Below are 16,786 nucleotides of genomic sequence, written 5' to 3' on the forward strand. Positions count from 1 at the left end.
GTTTCCTATGAATGCATTCGTACCCGTCATTACCATCGACGGCCCGACCGCATCGGGCAAAGGCACAATCGCCCACCACGTGGCCAGCGCGCTGGGTTGGGGTGTGCTCGACAGCGGTGCGCTGTATCGCCTGAGTGCGCTGGCGGTCCGCCAGCAAGGCGTCGATCCCACCGACGAACTGGCCGTTGCCCGGGTTGCCCGCGATCTGGACGTTGCTTTTCGCGACCAGCGCATCTTCCTGGACGGTCGCGATGTGGGGGCGCTCATCCGTGAGGAAGAAATCGGCAATCTGGCGTCCCGTATTGCTGCCTACGCGCCGCTGCGTGAGGCCTTGCTCGAGCGTCAGCGGGCCTTTCGCAAGGCGCCGGGCTTGGTTGCCGATGGCCGCGATATGGGCACGGTCGTGTTCCGGGATGCTCCCCTCAAAATATTCCTGGTTGCCGATGTCCGGGCACGTGCTGAAAGGCGCTGTAAGCAGTTGAAGGAAAAGGGCTTTTCTGCTAACCTAGCAAACTTGCTGGAAGATATGCGTGCGCGCGATGAACGCGACCGCAGCCGGGTTAACGCTCCGCTTGTCGCGGCGGCCGATGCCCACACCATCGATTCGTCATGTTTGTCCATCGACGAAACGGTCAGCAAAGTGCTCGGCCTGTGGTCGGGCACCAGGGGCTCAGCGCCGGGGGCATAGCTCGTAAGCCAATGCCACGGCGCAGGGTTTTTCTCTCACTCCACTGGGGCAGGCAAACCTCCCTGGTGTGTTATTAACGGCCATCGTGGCCAAACGGATACTGTAATGTCCACCAACGTAACCCAAGCCGCTTTTGGCGGCGAAAGCTTCGCCGATCTTTTTGCCGAAAGCCTCAAAAACCAGGACATGAAGTCCGGCGAGGTCATTTCGGCTGAAGTTGTTCGTATCGATCACAATTTCGTCGTGGTCAATGCCGGTCTCAAGTCCGAGGCACTCATCCCCCTCGAAGAGTTCCTGAACGACCAAGGCGAAATCGAAGTCGAATCTGGCGATTTTGTCTCGGTGGCCATCGATTCGCTCGAAAACGGCTACGGCGACACCATCCTGTCGCGCGATCGCGCCAAGCGCCTGTCGGCCTGGCTGCAACTCGAACAAGCTCTCGAATCCGGTGATCTGGTCAACGGTACCATCACTGGCAAGGTCAAGGGCGGCCTCACCGTCATGACCAACGGCATCCGCGCCTTCCTGCCGGGTTCGCTGGTCGACCTGCGCCCCGTCAAGGACACTACGCCGTACGAAGGCAAGACCCTCGAATTCAAGGTCATCAAGCTCGACCGCAAGCGCAACAACGTCGTCCTGTCGCGCCGCGCCGTGCTCGAGGCCAGCATGGGCGAAGAACGCCAGAAGCTGCTCGAAACCCTGCACGAAGGTGCAGTGGTCAAGGGTGTGGTCAAGAACATCACCGACTACGGCGCGTTCGTCGACCTGGGCGGTATCGATGGCTTGCTCCACATCACCGATATGGCTTGGCGCCGTGTCCGTCACCCCTCCGAAGTCCTGCAAGTGGGCCAGGAAGTCGAAGCCAAGGTGCTCAAGTTCGACCAGGAAAAGAGCCGCGTCTCCCTGGGCGTCAAGCAACTGGGCGAAGATCCCTGGATCGGCCTTGCTCGCCGTTACCCGCAAGGTACGCGCCTGTTCGGCAAGGTCACCAACCTCACCGACTACGGCTCGTTCGTTGAAGTCGAAGCAGGCATCGAAGGCCTGGTGCACGTCTCCGAAATGGACTGGACCAACAAGAACGTCGATCCGCGCAAGGTTGTCACCCTGGGCGATGAAGTCGAAGTCATGGTTCTCGAAATCGACGAAGACCGTCGCCGCATCTCTCTGGGCATGAAGCAGTGCCGTCCCAACCCCTGGGAAGAGTTCTCGATCAACTTCAAGCGTGGCGACAAGGTCCATGGCGCCATCAAGTCGATCACCGACTTCGGTGTGTTTGTCGGCCTGCCTGGCGGCATCGACGGTCTGGTTCACCTGTCCGATCTTTCCTGGGCCGAAACCGGCGAAGAAGCGGTTCGCAACTTCAAGAAGGGCGACGAAATCGACGCCGTGGTTCTTGGCATCGACACCGAGAAAGAGCGCATTTCTCTGGGTATCAAACAGCTGGAAGGCGATCCGTTCAACAACTACGTCGCTACCTATGACAAGGGTGCCGTGGTCCAAGGCACGATCAAGTCCGTCGAGCCCAAGGGCGCCGTCGTGACGCTGTCGGTCGATGTCGAAGGCTACCTGCGTGCTTCCGAGATCTCCAGCGGCCGTGTCGAAGACGCCACTACCGTGCTCAAGGCCGGCGACAGCGTCGACGCCATGATCATCAACATCGATCGCAAGGCGCGCTCGATCCAGTTGTCGATCAAGGCGCGCGACAACGCCGAAACCGCGGACACCATCCAGCGCATGTCCGAAGCCAGCGCTTCGTCGGGCACGACCAATCTGGGCGCACTGCTCAAGGCCAAGCTCGACCAGGCGCGCGACGATAGCTGATTGTGACCAAGTCGGAACTCATCGCGATACTCGCCAGCCGCTACCCGCAGCTGGCGGCGCGCGATACGGACTACGCCGTCAAGACTGTGCTCGAAGCGATGACGCAGGCGCTGGCCAGCGGGCAGCGCATCGAAATCCGCGGTTTTGGCAGCTTTTCCCTATCGCAGCGTTTGCCTCGGGTAGGGCGCAATCCCAAGTCCGGTGAAAAAGTCATGGTGCCTGGCAAGCAGGTGCCGCACTTCAAGCCGGGTAAAGAATTGCGCGAGCGGGTCGATGCCGCTTTCGACGCGGCGCTCGATAAACCCGAAGCGCATCTGTTCGACATTCAGCCTGATCCGCATATCATGCACGGCTGATTGCGGGGCGCAGCCAATCGCGCCCCCGATACGTTGCACCGGCTTACCGGCACACTACAGGCTCTCCTCCGGAGAGCCTGTTTTTGTTTAGAGCACTGCCGCGCCGCTCACCTCGCCGTCATCGGCGTCCGATTCCCCTTACAATTAGCAGATTCCCGATCAATTGGAGTGCTCGACATGCGTTATCTCGTCTGGCTGTTGCGGCTGGTGGTATTTGTTCTGGTGTTGATGTTCGCGCTCAAGAACACTGAACCGGTCGACGTGAAGTTCTTCGCCGATCAGGTGATAACGGGTGTGCCGCTCATTGTGGTCATGTTGGTTGTGTTTGTGCTTGGCGTTGTGCTGGGCCTGTTGATCGCTGCGCCTGCGCTGCTGCGCGCACGACGCGAAAAGGCGCGTTTACGCCGCGAAATCTCGCGCCTCGAAGAAAAAGCGCGCCATCCGTCTCTCCCGGCCGAGCCCGCCGCTCCTGAAACAGTCGCCCCCATGGCGCCCTTGTAACCCAACCAGGATTCTTACCGTGGATTTTGAACCGTGGTGGCTCATTTTCGTGCCACTGGTCTTCGCGCTGGGCTGGATCGCCTCGCGCGTCGACATCAGGCAAATGCTGTCCGAAACCCGCACGCTGCCCAATTCCTATTTCAAGGGTCTGAACTTCCTGCTCAACGAAGAGCCTGACCGCGCCATCGACGCTTTCGTCGAAGTTGCCAAGCTCGATCCCGAAACCACAGAGCTCCATTTCGCGCTGGGCGGGCTGTTTCGTCGACGTGGCGAAATGGAGCGCGCCATACGCGTGCACCAAAGCCTGCTCTCGCGAGCGGATTTGCCGCAGTCCGATCGTGAAATGGCACAGCACGAACTGGCTCAGGATTTCCTCAAGGCGGGCCTGCTCGACCGCGCTGAGCAGGCGTTCGAGCAAGTGCTCGACACACGCTACGCTGTGCCCGCCATTCGGGCCCTGATCCGCATTTACGAGTCTGAACACGATTGGCCACGCGCTATCGACGCCGTCAAGCGTCTGCGCGCGCTGGTCGACGAGCCCGTGCCGCAGCTCGCCCACTACCAGTGTGAGCAGGCCGTTACGGCAATGATGGCTAAGCCGCCAGATATCAAGGCCGCCACGACGGCACTCGATGCGGCTGATTACGCCGCAGGCCCGCTGCGGGGGCGCAAGGAAGGCCAGGCGTCTGAAGCACGCATCGCCATGCTGCGCGCACAACTCGCACGGGTCGAGAACAAATCCGGCGATGAGCGTGCCTATCTGGCCTCTGTGCTCGATATCGCGCCCGATTACGCCAGCCTGATTGCCGCTGATCTACTCGAAAGCTATCGCAAGGCTGGGCAGCAGGCCGAGGGCTTGGCGCTGCTCATGGCCCACTATCAGCGCTATCCCTCGCTCGACACCTTCAATGTGGTGTTTCGCGAACTGCGGCAGCAGGGCCTGGTTCCGGCTTGGGCGTTTGCGCGGGCGTCGCTGCGCGCTCATCCCACGCTGCTGGGGCTGGATCGCCTGCTCGAAGCCGAACTGGCGACACGCGATGTACAGGCGGATCTCTCGGGGAGCGCTGCCAGCAGCCAGGCGGGTGCGCAGGGTCAAGCGCCCGTCGTCGGGCCGGTGATTCCCGCCGGCGAAGCCGCCACAGGCGCCGACCTCGGTCTGCTTCGTTCACTGATTCACAAGCATACGCAGCGGCTCGATCGCTACGCCTGCAATGTGTGCGGTTTTGAAGCCCGTCATTTCTATTGGCAGTGCCCCGGCTGCAACAGCTGGGAAACCTACGAGCCTCGGCGTCTTGAGGAGATCAAATAATGCCGTTTCCGGCAGACGCGGCGAGCCGCGCAAAAATACTGGTGGTTGGCGATATCATGCTCGACCGCTACTGGTTCGGCGAAGTCGACCGCATTTCGCCTGAGGCACCGGTCCCGGTGGTAAAGGTGGCCCGCCGCGAGGATCGCCTGGGTGGGGCCGCCAACGTTGCCCGCAACATTGTGGCACTGGGCGCGCAGGCCTCCTTGGTAGGTGTGGTGGGGGCCGACGAGGCCGGCGCCACGGTATCCAGGCTAGCGAGCGAGGCGGGCATCCATGCGGGCCTGGTTGCCGACGAGCACCTGCCGACCACGCTCAAAATGCGTGTGCTTGGGCGGCAGCAACAATTGTTGCGCGTCGATTTCGAGGAAACCCCTGCATCGGGGTGCCTGGAGGCCCTGCAGGCGCAATATCACAAACTGTTACCCTCACATGACCTGGTCGTGCTGTCCGACTACGCCAAGGGGGCGCTGGGCAACGTCGAAGCCTTGATCGCCATGGCGCGCGAGGCTGGCGTGCCGGTGCTTGTAGACCCAAAAGGCCATCAGTATCGTCGCTACGCGGGCGCCACCCTTATTACGCCCAATCGCGCTGAAATGCGCGATGCTGTAGGCGCCTGGCACGACGAAAACGACCTCACCACAAGGGCGCAGGGCTTGCGCGAGCAACTAGGGCTCGAAGCGCTGCTGGTCACGCGCTCGGAGCAGGGTATGACACTGTTCTCGGCGGCGGGGCGCGAACACATCAATGCACATGCTCACGAAGTATTTGACGTTTCGGGCGCGGGCGATACCGTGCTTGCCACCCTCGCCGTGATGCGCGCTGCCGGCTTGAGCTGGTCCGAATCCATGTCCTGGGCCAACCGCGCCGGCGGCGTGGTGGTTGGCAAGCTGGGCACCTCTGTCGTCACCGCAGGAGAACTCTCATGATCATCGTAACCGGCGGCGCCGGCTTCATAGGCAGCAACTTGGTGCGTGGCTTGAACGCGCGTGGCCATACCGACATCCTGGTCGTCGACGACCTCATGCAGGGTGACAAGTTCGTCAACCTCGTCGATGCGCAGATTGCCGATTACCAGCACAAAGACGATTTCCGTCAGCGTGTCGCCACGGGCGACCTGGGCAAGGTCGAGGCGATTTTCCATCAAGGTGCCTGCTCCGACACCACCGAGCGCAATGGTCACTACATGATGGACAACAACTACAGGGTCACGCTTGAGCTGTTCGAATACAGCCAGCGCGCCCGCGTGCCGTTCATCTACGCCTCGTCCGCTGCCGTATATGGTGCGGGGCCTGTATATGCCGAAGACGTGCGCAACGAAAAACCCCTGAACGTCTACGGCTATTCCAAATTCCTCTTCGACCAAGTGCTGCGCCGGCGCATGGATGGCTTGGTCGCACCCGTGGTGGGGCTGCGCTATTTCAACGTGTACGGCCCACGCGAACAGCACAAGGGCCGCATGGCATCCGTAGCCCTGCACAATATGCACGAATTCCAGCGTGAGGGGCACGTACGCCTGTTTGGTGGTTGGGATGGCTATCAGGATGGCGGCCAGATGCGGGATTTCATTCACATCGATGATGTTGTCTCGGTAAATCTACATTTCCTCGACAACCCCGAGGTATCGGGCATATTCAACTGCGGCACGGGGCGCGCCCAGCCGTTCAACGATGTGGCCGGCACCGTGGTCAACACCTTGCGCGCCCATCGCGGCGAACCGGCGTTGTCGCTCCAGCAACTGGTCAAGGCCCAACTGCTGCGCTACATTCCCTTTCCCGACGACCTCAAGGGCCGCTACCAAAGCCATACGCAGGCCGATCTCACACAGTTGCGCGCCGCCGGCTATACCAAGCCGATGCGCGACGTACAGACGGGTGTCGCCGAATACGTCAATACCTTGCTCGCCAGCGGCGCAGTCACGGCCTGATGGGCTTTGGTGTGCAATGGGTGCGTGGCTGCTTTCGCATTGCGGTGGGCCGCTGCAGGGCCAGCATGCCTGTTCGGCGTTTATTCGCAGTCCAATCGCAGCCCATGCGTAAGACTACGCATGGACGCCTTGTCGCCGCCGGGCTGGCAGCAGGATCGGGCGGCGGCGATCATCGATGCTCCATTCACATTCAGGAGCCAGATGATGAATCCTTTCACCGAATCCACCGTTGCCCAGCCGTTGCCCACTGAGACGCCGTTTCATCATCCAGCGCGCGTAGTGCATACACCATCGACGGGCCGGCACAGCATCCGTGCCAACAGAGGGCTCATGGTCGGAACCGCCATTGGCGTGCTGGCAGCCTTGCCTGCGCTGGCAGCGGTCGACCTCAATTCCGCCACAGTGGAACAACTGCAGACCCTCCGTGGCATCGGGCCTCGTACGGCCAGCGTCATTATCGAAGAAAGGCGTCGCGCGGGCCCGTTTACGTCTATTGAAGACTTGTCCGATCGCGTGCGGGGCATCGGTCTGCGCAAGGCGGCGGCGCTGGAGGCGTCTGGCCTGCGTGTTGGCCCGGCGTACCGTGTGCTGCAGCAAGACAATATGCCTGCTGCGGGCAAACCCGGCGTGGCGCGTTCGAGCCAGGTCAGTTCGACAGGCCGATGAATAGCGCGCGGGCCGGCTGCCGCGCCGCGGACGGGCTTCGGTGTCCGCCCACCGAACATTGCCTCGCAGGCAGGCAGTGCGCGCCGGCCCGCCGACAGGCCGGAGATACACGCCATCCGCCCCGTGCCGCGTGCCTGGCACCGTATAAGCTCCAGGCGCAAGCCCTGCGCCGCGTGTCTTGCGCTGTGTGGCGCCATGGGGCCGGCTGGCGGTAATATGCGATTCTGTACCACCCAAAGGCAAAACAACTTTCCCATGAAAAACTACCCCACTATTGAAGACACCATCGGCCACACGCCGCTGGTGCGGCTGCAGCGCATCCCCGGCGAGTTCGGTGCAGCGCGCGGCAATGTCATCCTGGCCAAACTCGAAGGCAATAATCCGGCGGGGTCGGTCAAAGACCGCGCCGCAAGCTCTATGATCCGCCGCGCCGAAGAGCGGGGGGAGATCAAGCCCGGCGATACGCTCATTGAAGCCACCAGCGGCAATACCGGTATCGCGCTGGCCATGACAGCCGCCATCCGGGGCTACAAAATGGTCCTCATCATGCCCGACAATCTGTCGGTGGAACGGCGTGCGTCCATGACAGCTTACGGCGCCGAGCTCATCCTCACGCCTGCCAGCCAGGGGGGGATGGAATACGCCCGCGACCTGGCCCTGAAAATGCAGGCCGAGGGCAAAGGCAAGGTCCTCGACCAGTTTGCCAATGCCGATAACCCGCGCGCCCATGTGGAAACCACGGGCCCTGAACTCTGGGAACAGACTGGTGGCGAGATCACCCATTTTGTCAGCGCCATGGGCACGACGGGCACCATCATGGGCGTGGGCACGTACCTGCGTTCGCGCAACCATGCCGTGCGCGTGATTGGCGCCCAGCCCGCCGAGGGCTCGCAGATCCCCGGCATCCGCAAGTGGGCCGAGGCATACCAGCCCGCTATCTATCATCCCGCCGAGGTCGATGAGTTCGAGTTGATCGAGCAAGCCGAGGCTGAAAACATGGCACGCCGTCTGGCCGCCGAAGAAGGCATTTTTGCCGGCATCTCGTCTGCTGGCGCTCTGGTGGCGGCGCTGCGCGTGGCGCAGCGTGTCGAAAACGCCACCATCGTCTTCATCGTGTGCGACCGAGGCGACCGCTACCTGTCGACCGGCGTCTTCAACTGACGCCCGTCTACGGCTTCAGGGCTTCTCCTCGCCCATGGCGTCCGCCAGCACTGCCGCCAGGTCGGCCACTGCGGTGGCGTAGAAATAGCTGCGGTTGTAGTGCGTGATCGCAAAGAAGTTTGGTGTGCCGATGCGGTATTCGGCGCGGTTGCGCGACTCATCCACCAGGTTCACCATGCCCAGCTTGTACCGCATCCAGGCGGGGGTAGGCATGCCAGTGGGGGTGATCGCCGCCGCGCCCTGGGCAGCAAGCTCAGCCCAACTGAGGGTGGGGGTGAGGCCACCCTTTACCAGCGATGCGGGGTCGCTCGGCAGCGTGGCGGGCGCAAATACGGGCAGCCCGGGTACCCAGCCGTGCAGGCGCAGAAAGCGCGCCACCGAGGCGATTGCATCGTACTCATTGAGCAGGTCTATATGGCCATCGCCGTTGCCGTCGGCGGCATAGCGTGCCAGGCTGCCTGGCATGAACTGAGGCAGGCCCATGGCGCCGGCAAACGAGCCGGTCGCGGCGTGCGCATCCAGGACCTTGCGATAATCCAGCTCGATAAGGTCGGCCAGTTGATCTCGAAACAACTGGCTGCGCTCGGGCCGGGTATCGTCGGGGTAACGGAAACCCAGCGTCGCGAGCGCGTCCAGTACCCTGAAGTTGCCCGTATTGCGGCCATAGACGGTTTCCACACCAATGATGGCCACAATAATGGATGCTGGCACGCCGTACTGGCGCGCAGTTCTATCCAGAAAGGCGCGGTTTGCCGTCCAGAATTCCTGCCCGGCCCTGATGCGGATGGGCTCGACAAAGCGTTGGCGGTAGACCGTCCAACTGCGGCGTATGCGCTGCCCGCTGGGCTTCATCAGGCGCGCCGCAGTGCTATCGTAGCTGACGGTGCGCAACAATGATTCGACATGCGCCAACGGCACGCCCCGTACCGATGAAACCTCGCCCGCAAAGGCTTTCAGGTCTGGCGTAAGCGAGCCGTCGGGCTCAAGCAGCGGGCCGCCGCTGGACGACGAGTGGCCGGCGGCGATGGGCGCGGGTGCCGGCGGCAAGGCGAGCGGTGCGGCAGCCTGTGGGCTGCTGTTACTTGCCAACGCGGGGCCAGGGCGAGCGGCAGGCGGCTTGGCGGCGTCGGGGCCGGCGGCCGTCTGCTGACTGGCACAGCCACCCAGCACCAGCGACAAAAGGCTAACTTGCAAGAAACGAATGGGTGTGAACATAATCAACCTTTATGGAGACACTTTATATTACCCACCCATCGTGCCGCTTGCATGAAATGGGAAGCTGGCATCCCGAATGCCCCGAACGGCTCGATGCCATTCATGATCGCCTGCTGGGCAGCGGTTTGATGGATTTTCTTGACGAGGCCGAAGCGGTGCCCGCCACCGATGCCGACCTGCTGCGGGTGCATACACCTGAACATCTGGCCTATCTTCGCCGCCACCTGCCCCTCGAAGGGTTGTACCCCATCGATACCGACACCCTGATGTGCCCGCGCACGCTCGATGCCGCTATGGCATCGGCAGGGGCGGGCATCACGGCGGTCGATGCGATCATGCGCGGCGAACACCGCAACGCCTTTTGCGCCGTGCGGCCGCCCGGCCATCATGCGCGCCGGGCGCAGGCAATGGGTTTCTGTTTTTTCAATAATATCGCGGTGGCTGCTGCTTACGCACTGGAACGCTATGGCCTCAAGCGTGTGGCCATCATCGACTTCGACGTACACCACGGCAATGGCACCGAGGAAATATTTGCTGGCGATCAGCGGGTGCTGATGTGCAGTTTCTTCCAGAATTCGATATTTCCGCATGGTTGGATTAACCCTTGCCCGGAAAACATGGTAAACATACCGGTTGACGCATACACGAAGGGCGATGCGCTGCGCATGCTGTTCGCCGATGTGCTGATGCCGCGCTTGCAAGCGTTCGAGCCTGAGTTTGTCTTCATTTCCGCCGGCTTCGACGGCCACCGCGAAGACGACTTGGGGCAACTGGGCATGGTCGAAGCCGATTACGGCTGGATCACCGAACGCATCACCGAAGTCGCCGACGCCAGCGCATCAGGCCGCATTGTCAGCTTTCTGGAGGGTGGTTACAACCTATCCGCCCTGGGCCGCAGCGCCGCCGCGCACATCAAGGTGCTGGCATCTGTGTAATGGGTCATCGGTGCCTGGTGATGTTCCGTGCGCGCCAGCCTTGCCGCCCCGGCGGTCCTGTGGCCGTGCGGCCGCGTCGTACCGTTGTAGAATTGAAAAATTTGCGTAAAACAGTATTCAGCCATTTTTGATTTTATATACTCTCCGGAGAAAGCTCGATGAAGGTGTTGGTACCTGTCAAGCGCGTCGTTGACTACAACGTCAAGGTACGCGTCAAATCCGATCAAAGCGGGGTGGACATCGCCAATGTGAAGATGTCCATGAATCCCTTCGATGAAATCGCTGTGGAAGAAGCCACGCGCCTGAAGGAGAAGGGCGTAGTCACCGAGGTCATCGCAGTGTCCTGCGGCGTGGCCCAAAGCCAGGAAACCCTGCGCACTGCCATGGCCATCGGCGCCGACCGCGGCGCACTGGTCCAAACCGACGCCGAGCTGCAGCCGCTGGCCGTGGCCAAGCTGCTCAAGGCACTGGTCGATAAAGAGCAGCCTCAGCTGGTCATTCTGGGCAAGCAGGCCATTGACGACGATGCCAACCAAACTGGCCAGATGCTGGCTGCGCTGCTGGGCTGGCCCCAGGCCACTTTCGCCAGCAAGGTCGAGGTCGCCGACGGCAAGGCAACGGTCACGCGCGAAGTGGATGGCGGCCTGGAAACCCTGTCGCTCACGCTGCCCGCAATTGTCACGACTGACTTGCGCCTGAACGAGCCGCGCTACGTCACCTTGCCCAACATCATGAAGGCCAAGAAGAAGCAGCTGGATGTGCTCACACCCGAAGAACTGGGCGTGGATGTCACCCCCCGCCTGAAGACGCTCAAGGTATCCGAGCCGCCCGCGCGCTCGGCCGGCATCATCGTGCCTGATGTCGCCACGCTGGTCGACAAACTCAAGAATGAAGCGAAGGTGGTTTGAACATGACGATTCTGGTTATTGCTGAACACGACAACGCCCATCTGAAGGGCGCTACGCTCAACACGATTGCCGCCGCAGCCAAGATCGGCGGCGACATTCACGTACTCGTCGCGGGCAACGGCGCGCAGGCGGTGGCAGATCAGGCCGCCAAGGCGGCCGGTGTGGCCAAGGTGCTGCTGGCCGACGCGCCGCAACTGGCCGACGGGCTGGCCGAGAACGTCGCCGCCCAGGTGCTCGACATTGCCGGCGGGTACAGCCACATCCTGTTCCCGGCCACTGCATCGGGCAAAAACGTGGCGCCTCGCGTGGCCGCCAAGCTGGACGTCGCCCAGCTCTCGGACATCATCGCCGTCGAATCGGCCGACACCTTCCAACGTCCTATCTACGCTGGCAACGCCATTGCAACCGTGCAGTCGTCGGATGCGGTCAAGGTCATCACTGTGCGGACCACGGGGTTTGACGCAGTTGCGGCCGAGGGCGGCAGTGCCGCCGTCGAATCGGTGGGTGCGGTGGCCGATTCGGGCCTATCCAGCTTTGTGGGCCGCGAAGTGGCCAAGAGCGACCGGCCCGAGTTGGCTGGCGCAGCCGTGGTGGTTTCGGGTGGCCGTGGCATGGGCAGCGCCGAAAACTTCAAGTTGCTCGAGCCACTGGCCGACAAGCTGGGTGCGGCGCTGGGCGCGTCGCGCGCGGCGGTCGACGCGGGCTACGCGCCCAACGACTGGCAGGTCGGCCAGACCGGCAAGATCGTGGCGCCACAGCTGTATGTGGCCATCGGTATCTCGGGTGCCATCCAGCACCTGGCCGGCATGAAAGACTCCAAGGTCATCGTCGCGATCAACAAAGATGCCGAAGCGCCTATCTTTGGTGTGGCCGACTACGGCTTGGTGGCTGATCTGTTCACGGCGGTGCCTGAATTGGTCGCTGCCCTGTAAGGCGTAGGCCCGGCGCTTTCGCGCCATACAGGCCGCGAAATCACGCTCCACGACACGCGTCCGCATCCATGCGGGCTGTCAGAGGGGCGGGTTTCGCGGCCTTTTTGCATGGTGCTGTCAGAATAGCAATGAGCAGTGGCGCCAGAGGCCTGCGGCAACGAGACGCTGGATTTCGTGCTGACAGATTTCAATGACGCGGTTCACGGCGGGCGTTAGCGGCAAGCTGTCGCTGGCGCATAGTACGAGCTCGCGCGACAGGTCGGTGGCCAGCAGGTGTGCCTTGATCAGACCGTCGATGATTTCAGGTTGTGCGGCCGAGTAAGGAAGAATGGTGGCCGCTGCGCCATTGCGAACGGCGGGGATGAGAATGGCCGAGGTGCTTGCCTCGGCATATAGGTTACTGGAGAAACCGGCTGTCAGGAACGCATGGTCGACGCGTGCGCGCAGCGTGTTGGGCAGGCTGGGAAGGATGAGCGGCAATGCGGCAATATCAGCGACCGCGAGGCGCCGCGATGGCAGGCGTGCGCTTGGATGGGTGAGCAGTAGCAGTGTTTCCCGAAGCAGAGGCTGGTGCGAAATGCCCGGCAGCGCCTGCTGGTCAGGAGATAGAGAGAAATCGATCCGCCCCTGCAGTACGAGCTTGGTGAGATCCGCACTGGGCACATCCACGATTTCCAGCACCACCGACGGTAGATCCGCCTTGACACGCTGCATGAGCGGCAGCGACAGAATCCGCGCCGTACTCGAGGCCAGCCCAATGGACACCGTCCCAGTAACTTCGTCGGTACCTCGCGTCAGCAGGCTGCGTGTGCTGTCCACCTGCCGGAGGATGGTTTGGGCATGGCGGTACAGCAGCAAGCCTTCGGCGGTCGGCTGTACGCCTTTGGGCCCGCGTACCAGGATGTCGACCCCTAGATCCTGTTCCAGCAGCGACATCTGTTGGCTGAGCGCGGGCTGTGCCACGTGCAGGCTTTCTGCGGCACGCGTCATGTTGCGCAGTTCGACCACGCGCACGAAATACTTGAGCTGGCGTAGATTCATAGCAATAAGTTTAACTTATCGTGGCATCGCGAAATAGTATTTTCTTATCTTGCGGGCTCTTCCTAGAATGAACGCACTCAATGAGGAGACGCAAGTAATGAGCCTGCCGCTAGCTGGATTGAAAGTGCTGGATCTCACCCGTGCATTGTCAGGGCCCTTCAGTACGATGATTCTCGCGGATCTCGGGGCTGAGGTGATAAAAGTCGAGCCTGCCCCCGGTGGCGATATGGTGCGCCAATGGGGCCCGTTTGATGAAGATATAAGTGTTTATTATCTTAGTGCCAACCGCAACAAAAAGGGCCTGGGTGTGGATTTTCGCCAACCTGAAGGCCTGGCGTTGATCCGCAAGATGGCACTCGCGTCTGACATTGTGGTCGAGAATTTCAAAGTAGGCACCATGGAGAATATGGGCCTGGGCTATGACGCGCTGCGTCAGGAACACCCGGGCCTGATTATGGCGTCGATCTCGGGTTTTGGCAGCAAGGGGCCGGCCAGTGGGTGGGCGGGGTTTGACCAGATCGCCCAGGGTTATTCGGGCTTCATGAGCTTGACCGGCACCACCGAATCAGGGCCGACGCGCGTGGGTACCGCCATCGGGGATCTCACTGCGGGCATGTGGCTGGCGATCGGCATATTATCGGCCGTTGTGCAGCGCCAGCATACAGGGGTGGGTCAGCATGTGGAAACCTCGCTGCTATCGGGGTTGATGGGCCTGCTGAGCGTGCAGGGGCAACGATACCTAAGTGTGGGCGAGGTGCCTGAGCCATGTGGCAATGTACATCCGGTCATCGCGCCTTACGGTACCTTTGAAACTGCCGACGGGCCGCTGAATCTCGCGCCCGCGACGCAACAGATGTGGGTCAAGCTGTGCGCTATCCTGGGCCTGGAACACCTGGTCACGGATCCACGCTTTGTGACCAATGCGGATCGCATGCAGCATCGTCATGCCCTGAAGGATGCGCTAGAACAGAGCCTGAAGCAGCGCAAACGCATGGAATGGACACCGCTGATGATCGAGCATGGCATCCCAGCCGGGCCGATCAACACGCTGGCAGACGTTTTTGCCGATCCGCAGGTACGGGCCTGCGGCCTGGTTCAATCCGTGCAGCATCCAATCGTGGGTGAACTGAAGCAAGTCGGCCTGCCGCTGAGCATGGATGCGATTGAGGACGGGATCAGCGTGCGCAGTGCGCCGCCGGTGTTCGGCCAGCACACGCGCGAGGTGCTGGCCGCCTATGGTATTGCGGATGGCGATGTAGAGGCCTTGCTGGCGCGCAGTGTCTTGCATCAGGCTCCACCATTCGACGGCGCGGTGTGTGCGCAAGCGGGCAGCCCCGAGACAGCCAAGGGGCACGCATGAACCAGAAAAACCACAGTACCGTCCCGGCCGATGTAAAAGATGGCCTCACGCCTGCCGGTGCGCCGGCGCTTGATATTTCGGGGCGTGTAGCGACCATAACGCTGGACAAGCCCAGTTATGCCAATCGGCTCAGCCCCGAAGATCTGGGTACCATTCGACGCCATATCCAGGCCGTCAATGAGGCTGAAGACGTGCTGGTGTTGCGCATCATGGCAACGGGAAAGTACTTCTGCAGCGGCTACGACATTTCCGCGCTTGCCGCGGACGATGCCCCCAGCTCGCTTTACTTCGGCGAGACCGTCGACATGCTCGAGGCGGCCCGCCCCGTCACCATCGCCGCCATTCACGGCGGAGTCTACGGGGGCGGTACCGATCTGTGCCTAGCCTGTGATTTCCGCATCGGCACCCCGCAGGCCAATATGTTCATGCCGGCAGTACGACTGGGCCTGCATTTCTATCCGGGCGGCATGGTGCGTTACGTGACCCGATTGGGCTTGGACAATGCCAAGCGCCTGTTCCTGACGGCCGAGAAAATCGACGCGGCAACGATGTTGCAGCTCGGCTTTCTGACCGAGCTGGCGCAGGAGGGCGATCTCGATGCGCGGGTACAGGCGCTCAGCGCCCAGTTGGCAGGGATGGCGCCCATTGCACTGACGGGGATCAAGCGGCACCTGAATCTGATCGCGCGCGGCCAGTTGGACATCGCCGATATTGAATCACTGGTGCTGCGGTCGGAGCGGTCCAGTGACATTGCCGAGGGCGCGCGGGCATGGAAAGAGAAGCGCGAGCCGATATTCATTGGCGGATAGGACGTACCGTGCGTGGCAATACGGACGGAAGGGCGGCGCAGAGCGTGGGGCGAAAACCAGGCAAGGAGCCGTTAACAAAGCCATTACTCATTACACAATACCCATGGAGACAATCATGAAACGCATTAAACAGTTCCTCGGCATGGCCCTTGCCACTGGCATTGCGTGCGGCTTACCCGCCACCAGTGCGCATGCGGCGCCCGCATATCCCGCCAAACCAATCACGTTGATCATCGGTTTTCCTCCCGGTGGCGGGGCCGATCATGTTGGCCGTGTATATGCCAATGCGTTGTCCAAGGTGCTTCAGCAGCCCGTCGTCGTCGAGAACCGCCCCGGTGCGGGTTCGACCATCGGTGCCAGTCATGCCGCGCGCGCCGCGGCGGATGGCTATACGCTGTATCTTGGCAACTCGAGCGTCATGGGCAGCGACAGTGTGCTTTACAAGGTGGATTACTCCGCCGACAGCTTCGTGCCGGTTGCCCAGTTGACCACCGGCCCCATGGTGCTGATTGCCAATGCCAAGCTCGGCATACGCACCGTACAGGACTTGCTCGATCGTGCCCGCAAAGCGCCTGGCAAACTCAATATGGCTTCGTCCGGCAACGGGGTAATCACCCACCTGGCTGGCGTGTCTTTCATGGAATTGGCAGGGGTGCAATTCATGCACGTTCCCTTCAAGGGCGGTGCGGCGGCCACGCAGTCCGTCGCCGCGGGCGATACGGATATCTCGTTTGCAACCGCGCCGTCTGCAAAAGCGGTAATCGACAGTGGCAAGGTGGTGGGCATCGCGGTGACATCGGCCAATCGGTCGAGTCTGGTCGATTATCCGCCGATTGCGGAAACGGTGGCCAAATATGATCTGGCCAATTGGTGGGGCATTTTCGCACCCAAGGGCACGCCTCAATCCGTGGTTGAAACGCTGTTCGCCGCCACTAACAAAGTGTTGGCGGATCCGGCGGTACGTAAAAGCCTTGAGTCAGGCTACGAGGAGGTGACGCCTTCTGCCTCGTCCACCGCATTTGTTGAGTTTGCACGCCGCGAAGGTGCCGAAGGGCTGCGATTGGCCAAGAAGAGCGTGGAAACGGCCAACTGAAAGGGGTAAGGTGGGTTGCGCGGCATGAATATGGCAAAATGAGCTGTCCAACGCTTTACGTAAACGT

General features: G+C 61.7%; 17 protein-coding genes. 15 read left to right on the forward strand and 2 right to left on the reverse strand.

Features of this window, described 5'->3' with window-relative positions; translation table 11 throughout:
• Positions 1-7 precede the first annotated feature (7 nt).
• The 9 genes from cmk (at position 8) to cysM (ending at position 8,426) form a co-directional block, all read left to right on the forward strand.
• Positions 8-688, forward strand: coding sequence for a (d)CMP kinase (gene cmk / locus LOL23_RS00370; RefSeq protein ID WP_237172967.1), 681 nt, complete (start codon positions 8-10; stop codon positions 686-688).
• Between the two features lie 105 nt (positions 689-793).
• Positions 794-2,509: a 30S ribosomal protein S1 gene (rpsA, locus tag LOL23_RS00375; protein ID WP_160976010.1), complete on the forward strand. Its 1,716-nt coding sequence runs from the start codon at positions 794-796 to the stop codon at positions 2,507-2,509.
• A 2-nt stretch (positions 2,510-2,511) separates the two neighbouring features.
• A complete protein-coding gene (locus LOL23_RS00380; protein ID WP_160976012.1) occupies positions 2,512-2,865 on the forward strand; it encodes an integration host factor subunit beta in 354 nt (117 codons plus the stop codon).
• Between the two features lie 177 nt (positions 2,866-3,042).
• Complete coding sequence (locus tag LOL23_RS00385) at positions 3,043-3,366, forward strand: lipopolysaccharide assembly protein LapA domain-containing protein (protein WP_160976014.1); 324 nt, start codon at positions 3,043-3,045, stop codon at positions 3,364-3,366.
• 19 nt (positions 3,367-3,385) lie between these two features.
• Positions 3,386-4,675, forward strand: coding sequence for a lipopolysaccharide assembly protein LapB (lapB, locus tag LOL23_RS00390; RefSeq protein ID WP_237172968.1), 1,290 nt, complete (start codon positions 3,386-3,388; stop codon positions 4,673-4,675).
• Positions 4,672-5,601: a D-glycero-beta-D-manno-heptose-7-phosphate kinase gene (gene rfaE1, locus LOL23_RS00395; RefSeq protein ID WP_369414082.1), complete on the forward strand. Its 930-nt coding sequence runs from the start codon at positions 4,672-4,674 to the stop codon at positions 5,599-5,601. The genes lapB and rfaE1 overlap by 4 nt, the downstream gene beginning before the upstream one ends.
• Positions 5,598-6,599, forward strand: coding sequence for an ADP-glyceromanno-heptose 6-epimerase (gene rfaD, locus LOL23_RS00400; RefSeq protein ID WP_160976018.1), 1,002 nt, complete (start codon positions 5,598-5,600; stop codon positions 6,597-6,599). The genes rfaE1 and rfaD overlap by 4 nt, the downstream gene beginning before the upstream one ends.
• Positions 6,600-6,803: 204 nt before the next feature.
• Entirely contained in the window at positions 6,804-7,265 is a 462-nt protein-coding gene (locus tag LOL23_RS00405) for a ComEA family DNA-binding protein (protein ID WP_237172970.1), read from the forward strand.
• A gap of 255 nt (positions 7,266-7,520) precedes the next feature.
• Positions 7,521-8,426, forward strand: coding sequence for a cysteine synthase CysM (gene cysM, locus LOL23_RS00410; protein ID WP_160976020.1), 906 nt, complete (start codon positions 7,521-7,523; stop codon positions 8,424-8,426).
• A 15-nt stretch (positions 8,427-8,441) separates the two neighbouring features.
• On the opposite strand, the gene mltB is transcribed toward cysM, so the two are convergent.
• Complete coding sequence (gene mltB, locus LOL23_RS00415) at positions 8,442-9,641, reverse strand: lytic murein transglycosylase B (protein WP_160976022.1); 1,200 nt, start codon at positions 9,639-9,641, stop codon at positions 8,442-8,444.
• Positions 9,642-9,652: 11 nt separating this feature from the next.
• On the opposite strand from mltB, the gene LOL23_RS00420 reads away from it, so the two are divergent.
• The 3 genes from LOL23_RS00420 to LOL23_RS00430 all read left to right on the forward strand — a co-directional run bounded on the left by LOL23_RS00420 (position 9,653) and on the right by LOL23_RS00430 (position 12,416).
• Positions 9,653-10,576, forward strand: coding sequence for a histone deacetylase family protein (locus LOL23_RS00420; RefSeq protein WP_160976024.1), 924 nt, complete (start codon positions 9,653-9,655; stop codon positions 10,574-10,576).
• 158 nt (positions 10,577-10,734) lie between these two features.
• Complete coding sequence (locus LOL23_RS00425; protein WP_160976026.1) at positions 10,735-11,484, forward strand: electron transfer flavoprotein subunit beta/FixA family protein; 750 nt, start codon at positions 10,735-10,737, stop codon at positions 11,482-11,484.
• Positions 11,485-11,486: 2 nt separating this feature from the next.
• Entirely contained in the window at positions 11,487-12,416 is a 930-nt protein-coding gene (locus LOL23_RS00430; protein ID WP_160976028.1) for an electron transfer flavoprotein subunit alpha/FixB family protein, read from the forward strand.
• Positions 12,417-12,533: 117 nt separating this feature from the next.
• Here the strand turns inward: LOL23_RS00430 and LOL23_RS00435 are convergent, their stop codons facing one another.
• Positions 12,534-13,457, reverse strand: coding sequence for a LysR substrate-binding domain-containing protein (locus LOL23_RS00435; protein ID WP_237172971.1), 924 nt, complete (start codon positions 13,455-13,457; stop codon positions 12,534-12,536).
• 97 nt (positions 13,458-13,554) lie between these two features.
• On the opposite strand from LOL23_RS00435, the gene LOL23_RS00440 reads away from it, so the two are divergent.
• From LOL23_RS00440 to LOL23_RS00450, 3 genes are all read left to right on the forward strand, one after another.
• Entirely contained in the window at positions 13,555-14,817 is a 1,263-nt protein-coding gene (locus LOL23_RS00440) for a CaiB/BaiF CoA transferase family protein (protein ID WP_160976032.1), read from the forward strand.
• Positions 14,814-15,626, forward strand: a complete 813-nt coding sequence (locus LOL23_RS00445; protein WP_160976034.1) for an enoyl-CoA hydratase/isomerase family protein — start codon at positions 14,814-14,816, stop codon at positions 15,624-15,626. The genes LOL23_RS00440 and LOL23_RS00445 overlap by 4 nt, the downstream gene beginning before the upstream one ends.
• A 115-nt stretch (positions 15,627-15,741) precedes the next feature.
• Complete coding sequence (locus tag LOL23_RS00450) at positions 15,742-16,719, forward strand: Bug family tripartite tricarboxylate transporter substrate binding protein (RefSeq protein ID WP_160976035.1); 978 nt, start codon at positions 15,742-15,744, stop codon at positions 16,717-16,719.
• Positions 16,720-16,786: the final 67 nt, after the last annotated feature.

The sequence above is a fragment of the Paracandidimonas lactea genome (assembly GCF_021653995.1).
Lineage (GTDB): Bacteria > Pseudomonadota > Gammaproteobacteria > Burkholderiales > Burkholderiaceae_B > Allopusillimonas > Allopusillimonas lactea.